This is a genomic window from Sphingomonas qilianensis (genome assembly GCF_039614825.1).
GTDB lineage: Bacteria > Pseudomonadota > Alphaproteobacteria > Sphingomonadales > Sphingomonadaceae > Sphingomonas > Sphingomonas qilianensis.
The window spans coordinates 436,022-449,023 of sequence record NZ_JBDIMF010000001.1; the positions used below are offsets into that span (position 1 = coordinate 436,022).

Consider the following 13,002-nt stretch of genomic DNA (forward strand, 5'->3'; position numbering starts at 1 on the left):
GCTCCCACCCGCCGCACCTATTGCACGGGTGTCGCGCTGGTTCCTAGCCCGTTTACCGGTTTGGTGCCACCGTCATCCGGCCTTTACGCGCAAGCGATAGGCATGCAGCAACGGCTCGGTATAGCCGCTCGGCTGCGTCACGCCGTCGAACACTAGCGCGCGCGCCGCCTGATAGGCCAGGCTGGTAGCTTCATTGCCCGCCATCGGCCGATACAGCGGATCGCCGGCATTCTGCGCATCCACCTTCACCGCCATCCGCGCGAAGGCGGCGTCGATATCGTCCGCGGTGGCCACGCCGTGCAGCAGCCAGTTGGCCATATGCTGCGATGAAATGCGCAGCGTCGCGCGATCCTCCATCAGCCCGATATCGTGGATGTCGGGCACTTTCGAGCAGCCGACCCCCTGATCGATCCAGCGCACGACATAGCCCAGAATCCCCTGCGCATTATTGTCCAGCTCGGCGCGCACCTCCTCCGCGGTCCAATTGCGCCCGCGCGCTACCGGCACGGCAAGCAATGCGTCCAGTGCCGGCACGGCTTCCGAAGCGATCTCCCGCTGCCGCGCAAACACGTCGACGCTGTGATAGTGCATCGCGTGCAGCGTCGCCGCGGTGGGCGATGGCACCCACGCAGTATTGGCGCCCGCGAGCGGATGCGCGATCTTCTCCCGGATCATGTCGGCCATGCGATCGGGCGCCGCCCACATGCCCTTGCCGATCTGCGCCCGGCCTGACAGCCCGGCGGCCAGCCCGATACGCACGTTGCGATCCTCATACGCCTTGATCCAGCCGCTGGCCTTCATCTCGGCCTTGGGGATCATCGGCCCGGCGCGCATCGCGGTGTGCATCTCGTCCCCCGTGCGATCGAGAAAGCCGGTGTTGATGAACACGATACGGTCCTTCACCGCCTGGATGCACGCCGCGAGATTGGCCGAGGTCCGCCGCTCCTCGTCCATCACGCCGACCTTGATAGTGTGCCGCGCCAGCCCGAGCAGATCCTCCACCGCATCGAACAGATCATCGGTGAACGCGCACTCGCCCGGCCCGTGCATCTTGGGCTTGACGATATACACCGATCTCGCGCGACTGTTGCGAAACCGCCCCAGCCCGCGCAGGTCATACAATGCGATCGTGCTGGTCAGCAGCGCATCGAGTATCCCCTCCGGCGCCGCGCTGCCGTCGGCGAGCAGCAACGCCGGCGTGGTCATCAGATGCCCCACATTGCGCACGAACAGCACGCTGCGCCCCGGCAGCGTCAACGCAGCGCCATCGGGCGTGCTATACTCACGATCCGCCGCCAGCCTGCGCGTGATCGTGCGGCCGCCCTTGTCGAAGCTTTCCTCCAGATCGCCCTTCATCAGCCCCAGCCAGTTGGCATAGGCCGCCACCTTGTCCTCGGCATCCACCGCGGCGATCGAATCTTCCAGATCCACGATCGTGGTCAGCGCCGATTCGAGCACCACATCGGCAATGCCAGCCGGATCCTCGCGCCCTACCGTCGTGGCGCGATCGATCATCACCGCGATATGCAGCCCGTGATGCCGGAACAGCAGCGCCGATGGTGCCGCCGGTGCGCCGTCATAGCCGACGAACGCGGAAGGATCGGCCAGCGCCGGCGTCGGCGCACCGAGCAGCCCCGCCACCAGCAGCTCACCATGCTCCACGCCGAACCCGGCCACCTCGTCCCAGCGCCGCCCGATCAGCGGCACAGCCTGATCGAGAAACGCCTTAGCCGCGGCGACCACCTGCGCACCGCGCGCTTGATCATAGCCGCCCGCGGCCGCCTTGCCCGGCAATGCATCGGTGCCATAAAAGGCGTCGTACAGACTGCCCCAGCGCGCATTCGCCGCGTTCAGCACGAACCGCGCGTTGAGCACCGGCACGACCAGTTGCGGCCCCGCCATCGTCGCCAGTTCGGCATCGACGTCATGCGTGCCGATCGTGAACGGTACCGGTTCGGGCACGAGATAGCCGATCTCGCGCAGAAACGCTTCGTCCACCGGCTCCCCGGCAACGTAGCGCGCGTCGATCGCCGTCTGCAGCCTGTCGCGCTCTGCCAGCAGCGCACGGTTGACCGGCGCGAACCGCGCAAAAATATCCGCCGCCCCCTGCCACCAGCCCGCCGCGTCGATCGCCAGGCCAGGCAGCACTGCCTCCTCGACGAAGCGCACCAACGGTTCGGCGACGGACAATCCGGCACGATCGAGCATTGCGGGCATGATATCTCCTTGGGGTTCGAACCGAACGACGCCTGGGGAGGACAATACGCGCTTAAGCAGCGCGCAGCGCAGCATCAACCCCGAACCTTCGAGGCGCAGCATTCAAACGAACTTCGTGTTCTTCGTGGCTTCGTGCGAGCATGATCTTCGCACGAAGCCACGAAGGACACGAAGAGGATTGACACGTCGGCGCTTCGCGCAATCAAGTCACTCGGGGTCCAGCGCCGCTGCCGATGCTTCCAGCCGATCGAGCACGGCGCGAAATGCCGCCAGTTCCTTCGCCCCGAAGCCGGCAAAGATCCGCGCCTCCAGCTCCAGCGCCTTGGGCGCGACGCTCTCGTACAGATCCTGCCCCGCCGGCGTCAGCGACAGCAGATGCGAGCGCTGGTCGTCCGGATTGGGGCGCCGCGCGATCAGCCCGCGCTCGACCAGCGCGATCGCCGCGCGGCTCACCGTCACCTTGTCCATCCGCGTTGCCGCGCCCAGCGCCTGCTGCGTCATCCCCTGCCCTTCCGCGATTACCGCCACCAGCCGCCATTCCGGAATCCGCAGCCCGAACAGCGCCTGATACGCCGTGGCAATGGCCGAGGACACGCGGTTCGAGGCGATCGACAAACGATAAGGCAGAAAGTCGTCGAGCTTGAGCGTCGTGTTGCCGTCCGTCACGCGAGACTCTCCCGCGCCCGCAACGGGCCGAGCGTTACCAGCAACACGAGCAAGGCCATGCCCGCCGCAACGATCCACAACGCATCCAGCCCCCATGCCGCAAAGCACGCCGCGCCCGCCGCGCCGCCGGTGATCAGCCCCGACCATAACAGGGCATGCGGCACCCAGCCCCAGCGATCCTCGCCCGCCAGCGCCGCCGCCAGCCGCTGCCCGACCTTGACCAGCCGCCCGGTCATATAGGTCAGCCCGATCCGCACCTCGCCATCCTGTTCGAACACCGTATTCTCCATCCCCATGGCGATCGCCATCGCCGCGCAGGCCGGCCACAGCAGCCCCGCATCCCCGAGCATCGCGGCCAGCGCCAGCAGCGCAGCGATCGTCGCCAGCACCCAGCCGCGGCGCTGCGCGCGTGCCACGCGCCCGATCAGCGATCCCGCCGTCACCCCGCCGACGAACAGCAGGATCAGCCCCCCGGCGATCGCCGCCGCGGCGGTTCCCGCCGCCAGCCCGACACCCAGCCGGGTCGAATTGCCGCTCATGAAAGACATGAAATAGCCGCCGCTCGCGAGAAACCCGACCGCATCGACAAAGCCAGCCGCCGCCGAGAGCAGCACGGCCAGCACGCGTTCGGGATGATCGATCGTCGTCACCACGCCAGCCTAGCCGCGCGATGCGCGCTTGGCGAGCAGCGCTGGACGCCCACCCAAAGTTCGCGTAGCTAGTTTCATCTGTTACCAGTTGAGTCCCCGGAGAGAGATCATGACCGAGCTGCCAGCGACCGCCAATCCAATGGGCCTGAACGGCTTCGAATTCGTCGAATTCACCTCGCCCGATCCCGATGCGCTGGCCGATCTGTTCGTCAAGATGGGCTTCACGCATGTCGGCAATCATCGGTCGAAGAACGTGCGCCGCTATGCCCAGGGCGACATCAATTTCCTGCTCAACATGGATGACGCCGGCCAGGTCGCCGGTTTTCGCAACGCGCATGGCCCCAGCGCCAACGCCATGGCGTTCCGCGTCGCCGACGGCGCCGCCGCGCTCAAACTGGCGGTCGAGCGCGGCGCGCAGGCGGTGCGCGGCGAACCCGGCCCGGGCGAGCTCGATATCCCGGCGATCGAGGGCATTGGCGGCGCCAACCTGTATCTGGTCGATGAACAGTCGCGCATCTACGAAACCGATTTCGCGCCGGTCGAAGGCGCCACGCCCGAAGATCATAGCGTCGGGCTGCACACGCTCGATCATCTCACGCACAATCTGCAGCGCGGCCGGATGGCCTATTGGGCGGATTATTACGAGCGTATCTTCAATTTCCGTCAGATCCGCTATTTCGACATCGAAGGCCAGTCGACCGGCCTGTTCAGCAAGGCTATGACCGCGCCCGACGACAAGATCCGGATCCCCTTGAACGAAAGCCAGGACGAGCATTCGCAGATCGAGGAATTCATCAAGGATTATAAGGGGGAAGGCATCCAGCATCTGGCGCTGGCGACCGACGACATCTTCCTCACGGTCGATACGCTGCGCGCCAACGGCGTGCGCTTCCAGACCGCGCCCTCGACCTATTTCGATCTGATCGACAAACGCCTGCCCGGCCACGACCATGACGTGGAAGAAATGCGCAAGCGCAACATCCTGATCGACGGCGCGCCGGAAACGGGTGGCGGTCTGCTGCTGCAGATCTTTACCGAGAATATGGTCGGCCCGATCTTCTTCGAAATCATCCAGCGCAAGGGCAATGACGGCTTCGGCGAGGGCAATTTCAAGGCGCTGTTCGAAAGCATCGAGCTCGATCAGATTCGCCGCGGCGTCGTGCCGGGCGCGGTGGAGGCCTAAGCTTTTAAGCCCCTCCCCTGAAGGGGAGGGGCTAAGTAAGGACAAGCCATGACCGTTTATATGACCGGCTTCGGCAACCATTTCGCCAGCGAAGCCATCTCCGGCGCGCTCCCGATCGGCCGCAATTCGCCCCAGAAGCCTCCGTTCGGGCTTTACACCGAGCAGTTGAGCGGCACCGCCTTCACCGCCCCCCGGCACGAAAATCACCGGTCGTGGCTTTATCGGCTGCGCCCCAGCGCCGCGCACCCCGCTTTCACCCGTTACGCTGGCGCCAAACTCTTCGCCCCAGGCACGATCGAGCAGCCCTTCGCGCCCAACCGCCTGCGCTGGGGCCCGCTCGAAATCGAACCGCAGGATTGGCTCGACAGCCTCACCACAATGGTCGTCGCGGGCGACGGACCCGCCACGCAAACCGGCGTCGCGATGCACCTCTACCGCGCAGACAAGGACATGCAGAACCGCGCGTTCGTCAGCGGCGATGGCGAATTGCTCATCCTGCCCGAACAGGGCGCGCTCACTTTGTTCACCGAATTTGGCCGGATCGACGTCAAGCCCGGCGAAATCGCGCTGATCCCGCGTGGGGTCCGCTTCCGCGTTACGCTCACGGACGGCGCTGCCCGCGGCTATGTCGCGGAGAATCACGGCGCCCCGTTCCGCCTGCCCGATCTCGGCCCGATCGGCGCCAACGGCCTTGCCAATCCGCGCGATTTCGAGACCCCGGTGGCCTGGTTCGAGGATGTCGAGGGCGAGTACGAACTGGTGCAGAAATTCCTCGGCCATCTGTGGACCACGCAGCTTGGCCGCTCGCCGCTCGACGTGGTTGCCTGGCACGGCAATTATGCGCCGTGGAAATATGATCTCGCCCGCTTCAACACGATCGGCAGCGTCAGCTTCGATCATCCCGATCCGTCGATTTTCACCGTGGTGACCTCGCCCAGCGACGTGCCCGGCACCGCCAACGTCGATTTCGCGATCTTCCCGCCGCGCTGGATGGTGGCGGAGGACACGTTCCGCCCGCCCTGGTTCCATCGCAACACGATGAGCGAATGTATGGGGCTGATCACCGGCCAGTATGATGCCAAGGCCGAGGGCTTCCGCCCCGGCGCGCTCTCGCTGCACAATCAGATGAGCGGCCACGGCCCCGACGTCGCGACGTGGACGGCGGCGAGCAATGCCGAACTGAAGCCGCACAAGATCGACGGCACGATGGCCTTCATGATCGAAAGCCGCTGGGTCTTCCGCCCCACCAACTTCGCGCTGCAAACCAGCGCGCTCGACGAGGATTACGACCAGGCCTGGACCGGTTTCCCCAAAGCGCAACTGCCCCGCTAATCCTCCCACGCAGGGGAAGTGGCGCCGAAGGCGACGGAGGGGGCGGTACACGAAACAGACGTCCTTCCTATCGCCCCCCTCCGTCAGACGGCGCCCGCCATCTCCCCCCTGGCGGGGGAGGATAACCTGCAACTGATCCCGATCAGCCATATTCCCGGGAACACTCCGCTCCCCCACGCGTCTCTTCCCGACCATGCCAGCACCCCACACCCCGCTGTTCAAATGGCAGCACGAAGCCCAGGCCGAACTCGAAGCGATGATGCACGCGCGCGTCGCCGAGATGGACTTCCCCTGCGTCGGTGCCAAGGCCGCGCTCGCCAAGGGCACGCTTCACGTGCTCGCCTGTAATCGTATCGACAGTAGCTGGGACGATCTGCGCATCCATGACGGTCTGTTACGCTTCGCCGAAGCGTATAAGGAAGAGCCGGCGCTGTTCCGCAGCTTCGCCGTCGTGTTTGAAGGCCCCGACGATCTCAGCGAGGCCGAGTTCGAAAAGCAGCTGTGGAAGCGCGCGCAATCCATTTCTGACAAGGATGTGTGGCGCGGCCAGAGCTACGACGATGCCGTCAGCCCCGATCCGGAGAGCCCGCATTTCTCGCTCAGCTTCGGCGGCGAGGCGTTCTTCATCGTCGGGCTGCACCCCAACGCCAGCCGCCCCGCGCGCCGCTTCCCGCGCCCGACCATGGTGTTCAACCTGCACGACCAGTTCGAAACGCTGCGCGCGCAGAACAAATACGAGAACATGCGCGAGAAGATCATGGTGCGCGACGAGGCTTATGCCGGCAGTCGCAACCCGATGCTGGCGCGTCACGGCGATGCCAGCGAAGCGCGGCAATATTCCGGTCGCGTCGTCGATGCCGATTGGAAATGCCCGTTCAGCTATTCGGGCCCGTCCAAGTGAGCGATACGGTCGAAATTCCCGAACGCAGCGGCACGGCGTTCACATTGGAGCAGGGTGATACGCTGATCGTGATCGATCCGCGTGGCGAACAGGTAGCCGATCTGCTCGCGTTCAATGCCGAGGATGTCGCCGAGATCATCTCCTCCGGCCGCACGTTCGATTATGCCGAGACGATATACCTGACGACCGGCCACGAACTATATTCGAACCGCAGCCGCCCAATGCTCGGCATCATCGAGGATACGGTCGGTCGGCACGATTTCCTGCTCACGCCGTGTTCCTATGACACGTTTCACCATTTCTATCCCAAATTGCAGCCGCACCGCGGCTGTTTCGGCAATCTCGCGGCTGCGCTCGAGCCATATGGCATCGCGCCCGATATGGTCCCGACCGCGTTCAATTGCTTCATGAACGTCCCCGTCGATGGCGCGACGGGCAAGCTGCGCGTGCTCCCGCCGATCAGCAAGGCGGGCGATCACATCGCCTTCCGTGCCCACATGGATCTGATCATCGGCCTCACCGCCTGCTCCGCGCCGGATTCGAACGGCGGCACGTTCAAACCGATCCACTACCGTATCGAACGCGGCTGATCAGACGCGGGCTTCGATCGGTATGCCACGTGTGCCGCGCCGCACCAGCCGATGCCCTCCGGCGCGCAGCCACAATGCCCCCATCGCGCCATCCATTTCCGGCGGATCGAAACGATCGAGCCCCGAGCCCGGGTAGAAGCTGATCTCGCCAAATAATGGTCGGCCAGCCGGTTGATAGAGGTCGACGCGGGCGAAGTCGAAGCCACCGGCAAGTGCCTCCGCCGCCGCGATCATCTCGCGCAACGCCGATGGTCGCGGAGTCACTGCTCCGCCTGGCGTGATCATCGCCCAGTCAGGGTCGTACAACGCCCAATGATGATCTCCGCCTCGATCGCGGTGCACCTGCACATGCGTCACGCACCCACCGAATACATAGAATTTATAATCCACCGGCAAGCGCCCGGCAGCGCCGATAAACGGCTCGATCAGCAGGCCGCGCGGGATCTGCGTGTACAGCCATTCGTCGAGCCACCCGCCATAGCTCGAGCGCACCCAGCGCGCGGCGCGTGCCCGCGTCGCCGGCCAATCCGCGGCGCCGCCATCCTGCAGAAATGCGTTCTGATTGCAGCCATGCCGCGATTTCAGCACGATCGGCTGCGTCCAATGCGATCGCATCGGCAAGCTGCCGCCCGCCCATAAAGTCGGCACCACCCATTCCAGGCCGAGCCGATCGGCCACCAGCGCCTTTATCGCCACCTTGTCTGCCATCGCCGGAAGCCGTCGGTCACGATCATGCAGCTTGCGGAGTTGCACGAGTTCCGTGAACAGGGTCGGCGCGCTCAGCTTGGGTAATCGGCGATGCCGCCACCAATAGGTCAGATTGATCCGCAGCAACGCCGCAGCATCGGTATCGGCCACGCGATCGGGGAAGGCTGTATCCATCGCCTGTAAAGCTATTGCCGGGGCCAATGTTCCAGCTGCGAACCAACCGCAACTAAACCTGCATCAACCCATCTGACGCTTAACGCTCGCCAGCGTCGCCTTGCCATAAGGCGGTTTGAGCCCGGCCAGCTTGGCGACATCGAATCGCGCCTGCTTGAACACCGCCTTGGCGTGGCTGAAGGTGCGAAAGCCGTCGCGCCCGTGATACGATCCCATGCCGGAAGGGCCGACTCCACCGAACGGCAGTTCCTCCATCGAGATGTGGAAGATCACGTCGTCCAGCGTCACGCCCCCCGCGATCGTGCGATCCAGCACACGCCGACGCTCGCCGGCATCCGGCCCGAAATAATAGAGCCCGAGCGGGCGGTCGCGCCGGTTGATCTGCTGAATCGCATCCTCGATCCCGGCATAGCGCCGCACCGGCAGCAGCGGCCCGAAAATCTCCTCCTGCATCACCCGCATGTCATCGGTCACATCGGTGATGATGTGCAGCGGCATTTTGCGCGCATTGGACGCGCCGAAATCCTCGTTCGCCGGATTGACCACCTCCACGCGCGCTCCCTTGGCGCGCGCATCCTCGATCAGACCGGTCAGCCGCTCGAAATGCCGATCGTTGACGATTGCCGTATAATCGGGATTGGCCAGCAACGTCGGATACATTGCGGATGCCGCCCCCCGCAGCCCATCGACCACCGCCGCCTCGTCGCCCGCCTCGACCAGCATATAATCCGGCGCCAAGCAGATCTGCCCGGCGTTGAGCATCTTGCCCAGTGCCACGCGCTCGCTCGCCTGCCGGATATCGGCGCCCTTGCCCACGATCACCGGCGATTTGCCGCCCAGCTCCAGCGTCACCGGCACCAGATTGTCCGCCGCGGCATGCAGGATGTGCTTGCCCACCGCGGTCGCGCCGGTGAACAGCAGATGATCGAACGGCAGCTCGGCGAAGGCCTGCCCCACCTCCGGCCCCCCGGTCACGAACACCAATTCGTCGGCGGCGAAATATTTGCCCACCAGTTCTTCGAACAACGCCGCCACGCGCGGCGTATATTCGCTGGTCTTGACCATCGCGCGGTTGCCCGCTGCAAACACGCCGGCGAGCGGCGCCATCACCAGCTGCACCGGGAAATTCCACGGCGCGATCACGCCGATCACGCCCTTGGGCTGATATTCGACCCACGCCTTCGCGCCCAGCAGACCCAACGGAAACTGCACCGGGCGCTTGTCGCGCTTGGCCCAGCCGTCGAGCGACTTGATCGCGTGGCGGATCGGCGCCACCGAGGAAGCGATATCGGTGAGCAGCGATTGCTCGCGGCTGCGATGCCCGAAATCCTCCGACAGCGCATCGCAGAAAAGTTCGGTGTTATCGCTCAGCAGCGCTGCGGCGCGTTTCAGGCGATCTTTGCGCGTATCGAGCGGAACGGGCAGCTCCGCCATGAATGCCTCGCGCTGCACCGCCAGCATCGCCGCCAAATCCACCATCGCCATTCCTCCCCTATTTTGCGCAGGCAACGATCCCCGCCAGCGGCACGACAACGCCGTCCTGACCCGCACGCTCTATCCTCAGCGTCGCATCCTTGATCGCCGCGCCATCCTTGAGATCGGCACGTGTCTCGATCGTCATGTCGAGCACCGCCTTCACCCCGCCCGCCTCATACTCGGTCACGCCGCCAAAACCAAAGCCCCCCGCGCCGCTCTGCGCGGCGCGCGGCAGATCGGTCACCGTGCCGCCCAGCGCCACGCGTAGCTGTGCCGGATCCGCGCTGGCCATCGCCATGAACAGCGGCTTGTCGCCGGGCGCGAACAGAAACGCGGCACAGCCCCTGATGGGCAGGCTCTGCCCGGGAAGCGGCGCGATCGGTGACGCGTCGGTGGCCGGGCTGGCCGCCTGGGCCAGCATCATCACAAGGGTCAGCATGATCATCGCGAAAATCCTAGCAGGAACAACCAGGCCGGGTAAGCCGCGATCGCCAGCAGCGCGCCAAACGGCGCCTTGTCGTCCATCCGCGCCGCCCGCCCGCGCAGCATGCCGACCAGCACCAGCGCCAGCCCGGTCAGCGCCGCCAACAGCAACACCGCCGGCAGCATCGCCCAGCCCAGCCACAGCCCGATCGCGCCGAGCAGTTTCGGGTCGCCCCCGCCCAGCCCCTCGCGCCCCCGCCACGCCTGATAGCCAGCGCCGATCGCCCACAACGCGGCGAACCCGGCAACGCCGCCGATCAGCCGATCGATCATCCCCGGTTCCACACCCAGCAACCCCGTCGCCAATCCGGCCAGCGCCAGCGTCGCGGTCAGCCTGTCGGGCAACCAGAATTCAGTAACATCAAGCGCCGCCAGCGTCAGCAGCAGCCAGCCGAACACCGCCCCCGCCAGCGCCACCGGCCCGGGCACCACCAGTCCCGCCATCAGCCCGATCCACAATGCGGTCAGCTCGATCTGCCAATGCAACGGGTCGATCCGCGCGCCGCACGCCCGGCACCGTCCCCGCGCCAGTGCCGCGCTCAGCAGCGGCACGAGATCACGCGCGGTGAGCGTCACGCCGCACGAATCGCACTGCGATCGCCCCCGCGCGACCGATCGCCCCGCCGGCCAGCGGATCACCAATGCCGCGATAAAGCTGCCCAGGATCACGCCCAGCAGCCCCAACATCACGAGCCAGAAAATCACTATCGCCATCGCATCGCGCTAGGCGAGCAACACGCCCGCGTCACCTGCTCGTTATCGCCAGCGCTCAGGCGACCCGCACCACGCCCGCCACCGCTGCGTCGTTGCCCGCGATCCACCCGGCCAGATCCATCGCCTCCATCGGCCGCGCGAAGAAATAGCCCTGCGCCTCCTCGCAGCCGAGCTCGCGCAGGATCGCCGCAGCGGCCGGCGTCTCGACCCCCTCGGCCACCACGCGGTAGCCCAGCCCGTGCGACAGCCCGATCATCGATTGGACCAGCATCCGATCGCTGGCTTTGTCTGCCAGGTCACGCACGAACGACTGGTCGATCTTGACCACTTTGGTGGGCAGGCGCTGCAAATAGGCCAGGCTGCTATAGCCCGTCCCGAAATCGTCGATCGCCAGCCGCACGCCGCACGCCGCCAGCGTTTCGAGCTGCGTTTGCGCCATCGCGGAATTGCCCAGTACCGCGCTCTCGGTAATTTCGAGTTCGAGCCGATCCGCGGCAACGCGATGTCGGAGCAACGTCAGCTGCACGCGCGCGGCGAAATCCGGCTCGTCCAGATTGGCGGCCGAGATGTTCACCGACAGTTGCAGCGCCACATTGGCCTTGCCCCACGCCGCCAGCTGCGCGATCGCGGTGTTCAACACCCAGCGCGTGGTTTGCCGCACGATCGACGTCTGCTCGACGATCGGGATGAATTCGGACGGCGGCACGTCCCCCAGCCGCGGGTGCTGCCAGCGCAGCAACGCCTCCGCGCCCAGGCATTGGCCCGAGGCAAGATCGATGCGCGGCTGATACACCAGGCGCAACTGATCCGATTGGCCCAGCGCCTCTTCAAAGGCATGCAGCAGGCTGAAGCGGCGCGCCTGCGCGGCGTCGCTGGCGGTCGAATGCAAGCGCACCGCCACGTTATCGCTGCGCGCGTCCTGCGCCGCAGCGAAAGCCGCCCGCAGCACGTCGTTCGGCCGCGTCACGCCGGCCAGGAACGGCGCCACCCCGATCGCCGAGGTCATTACGAAGCGCGCGCGCGCCGTGCTCATGATGGCCTTGAGCCGGCTGCCGAGATGCAGCGCATAAACCTCGTCATCGACATCCGCCGGCGCCAGAAACGCGAATTGCGTGGCGCCGACGTGATAGGCGGTGCGCTGTTTGCCTAACGCGGCATACAATTGGCGTGCCGATTCGATCACCAGATCGTCGACGAACACCGATCCCATCACCCGCCGCCCCTGGTTGAGCTGGTCGTCGCGCGCAATGTCCACCAGCACGAGCAAGCGACGCTGCCCACCATGGTCACGGGCAAAATCGTCGAGATCCTCGATCAACTGCCGACGGTTGGGCAATCCGCTGACCGGATCGATCCGCCCCAGCGCATGTTGCAGCTCGATCTGCACCATGACCATCGCCGCGAGGTCGTCGAGCGCGCGCATTTCCGGCGCGGTAACCGTGCGCCGGCTGTAACCCAGCACGCACAACGCGCCCAGACCATGGCCCGCCGGGGTCACCAGCGGCACGCCGGCATAAAAGCGGACGCCCTGCGCGGCGAGCGGCGAGGCGGCATAGGACGGGTCCTCGGCAAGATCGACCACGACCAGCGCCGCATTGGTTTCGGCCACGTGCGTGCACGGCGCGCCCTCGCGCGGCAATGTCTGGTGCTCGACGCCAACGCGCGATTTGAACCATTGCCGATCGCTGTCGGTCAGGGAAATGGCGGCGATCGGCAAATCAAAAATCTGCGCAGCCATCCGGGTGATGCGATCAAAGGCCTCGCTCGCGGGCGTATCGAGCAACTTTAGCTGGTGAAGCGCGCGCAGGCGCTCGGTTTCATCATGCACGGCGGTTTCCTCAGGCCAGCCAATATGACCTGTCGCGGCTAATAAATTCATAACTGCACGACTGTTGACCTGGATCAATA

12 protein-coding genes are annotated in these 13,002 nt (G+C 65.6%); 4 read left to right on the top strand and 8 right to left on the bottom strand.

Features of this window, described 5'->3' with window-relative positions:
- Window positions 1–72: 72 nt before the first annotated feature.
- From ABC969_RS02100 to ABC969_RS02110, 3 genes are all read right to left on the bottom strand, one after another.
- A complete protein-coding gene (locus ABC969_RS02100; RefSeq protein ID WP_345862631.1) occupies window positions 73–2,217 on the bottom strand; it encodes a malate synthase G in 2,145 nt (714 codons plus the stop codon).
- Window positions 2,218–2,424: 207 nt separating this feature from the next.
- The gene (locus ABC969_RS02105; RefSeq protein WP_345862632.1) at window positions 2,425–2,883 is read right to left on the bottom strand and encodes a MarR family winged helix-turn-helix transcriptional regulator; all 459 of its coding nucleotides are present in this window, start codon (window positions 2,881–2,883) and stop codon (window positions 2,425–2,427) included.
- Window positions 2,880–3,533 carry a YoaK family protein gene (locus tag ABC969_RS02110; protein WP_345862633.1) on the bottom strand — a complete coding sequence of 218 codons (654 nt, stop codon included), beginning with the start codon at window positions 3,531–3,533 and terminating at the stop codon, window positions 2,880–2,882. The genes ABC969_RS02105 and ABC969_RS02110 overlap by 4 nt, the downstream gene beginning before the upstream one ends.
- A gap of 109 nt (window positions 3,534–3,642) precedes the next feature.
- Here ABC969_RS02110 and hppD point away from each other — a divergent pair, with 109 nt between their 5' ends.
- The 4 genes from hppD to ABC969_RS02130 all read left to right on the top strand — a co-directional run bounded on the left by hppD (window position 3,643) and on the right by ABC969_RS02130 (window position 7,539).
- Window positions 3,643–4,716 carry a 4-hydroxyphenylpyruvate dioxygenase gene (gene hppD, locus ABC969_RS02115; protein ID WP_345862634.1) on the top strand — a complete coding sequence of 358 codons (1,074 nt, stop codon included), beginning with the start codon at window positions 3,643–3,645 and terminating at the stop codon, window positions 4,714–4,716.
- Window positions 4,717–4,764: 48 nt separating this feature from the next.
- Window positions 4,765–6,048, top strand: a complete 1,284-nt coding sequence (gene hmgA, locus ABC969_RS02120) for a homogentisate 1,2-dioxygenase (protein ID WP_345862635.1) — start codon at window positions 4,765–4,767, stop codon at window positions 6,046–6,048.
- Between the two features lie 193 nt (window positions 6,049–6,241).
- Window positions 6,242–6,949: a guanitoxin biosynthesis heme-dependent pre-guanitoxin N-hydroxylase GntA gene (gene gntA, locus ABC969_RS02125; protein WP_345862636.1), complete on the top strand. Its 708-nt coding sequence runs from the start codon at window positions 6,242–6,244 to the stop codon at window positions 6,947–6,949.
- Window positions 6,916–7,539, top strand: a complete 624-nt coding sequence (locus ABC969_RS02130) for a DUF1989 domain-containing protein (RefSeq protein WP_345862637.1) — start codon at window positions 6,916–6,918, stop codon at window positions 7,537–7,539. Before gntA ends, ABC969_RS02130 begins: the two co-directional genes overlap by 34 nt.
- Here the strand turns inward: ABC969_RS02130 and ABC969_RS02135 are convergent, their stop codons facing one another.
- The 5 genes from ABC969_RS02135 to ABC969_RS02155 form a co-directional block, all read right to left on the bottom strand.
- Window positions 7,540–8,421: an ATP-grasp fold amidoligase family protein gene (locus tag ABC969_RS02135; protein ID WP_345862638.1), complete on the bottom strand. Its 882-nt coding sequence runs from the start codon at window positions 8,419–8,421 to the stop codon at window positions 7,540–7,542. It abuts the gene before it with no gap.
- Window positions 8,422–8,484: 63 nt separating this feature from the next.
- Window positions 8,485–9,906 carry a coniferyl aldehyde dehydrogenase gene (locus ABC969_RS02140; protein WP_345862639.1) on the bottom strand — a complete coding sequence of 474 codons (1,422 nt, stop codon included), beginning with the start codon at window positions 9,904–9,906 and terminating at the stop codon, window positions 8,485–8,487.
- 7 nt (window positions 9,907–9,913) lie between these two features.
- Entirely contained in the window at window positions 9,914–10,342 is a 429-nt protein-coding gene (locus ABC969_RS02145; RefSeq protein ID WP_345862640.1) for a hypothetical protein, read from the bottom strand.
- Entirely contained in the window at window positions 10,339–11,094 is a 756-nt protein-coding gene (locus tag ABC969_RS02150; RefSeq protein ID WP_345862641.1) for a prepilin peptidase, read from the bottom strand. Before ABC969_RS02150 ends, ABC969_RS02145 begins: the two co-directional genes overlap by 4 nt.
- A 55-nt stretch (window positions 11,095–11,149) precedes the next feature.
- Entirely contained in the window at window positions 11,150–12,922 is a 1,773-nt protein-coding gene (locus ABC969_RS02155; protein ID WP_345862643.1) for a putative bifunctional diguanylate cyclase/phosphodiesterase, read from the bottom strand.
- Window positions 12,923–13,002: the final 80 nt, after the last annotated feature.

Coding starts and splice junctions, on each gene's coding strand:
- ABC969_RS02100 (WP_345862631.1), bottom strand. CDS start 2,217: ATGCCCGCAATGCTCGATCGTGCCGGATTGTCCGTCGCCGAACCGTTG.
- hppD (WP_345862634.1), top strand. CDS start 3,643: ATGACCGAGCTGCCAGCGACCGCCAATCCAATGGGCCTGAACGGCTTC.
- hmgA (WP_345862635.1), top strand. CDS start 4,765: ATGACCGTTTATATGACCGGCTTCGGCAACCATTTCGCCAGCGAAGCC.
- gntA (WP_345862636.1), top strand. CDS start 6,242: ATGCCAGCACCCCACACCCCGCTGTTCAAATGGCAGCACGAAGCCCAG.
- ABC969_RS02130 (WP_345862637.1), top strand. CDS start 6,916: ATGCCCGTTCAGCTATTCGGGCCCGTCCAAGTGAGCGATACGGTCGAA.
- ABC969_RS02135 (WP_345862638.1), bottom strand. CDS start 8,421: ATGGATACAGCCTTCCCCGATCGCGTGGCCGATACCGATGCTGCGGCG.
- ABC969_RS02140 (WP_345862639.1), bottom strand. CDS start 9,906: ATGGCGATGGTGGATTTGGCGGCGATGCTGGCGGTGCAGCGCGAGGCA.
- ABC969_RS02145 (WP_345862640.1), bottom strand. CDS start 10,342: ATGATCATGCTGACCCTTGTGATGATGCTGGCCCAGGCGGCCAGCCCG.
- ABC969_RS02150 (WP_345862641.1), bottom strand. CDS start 11,094: ATGGCGATAGTGATTTTCTGGCTCGTGATGTTGGGGCTGCTGGGCGTG.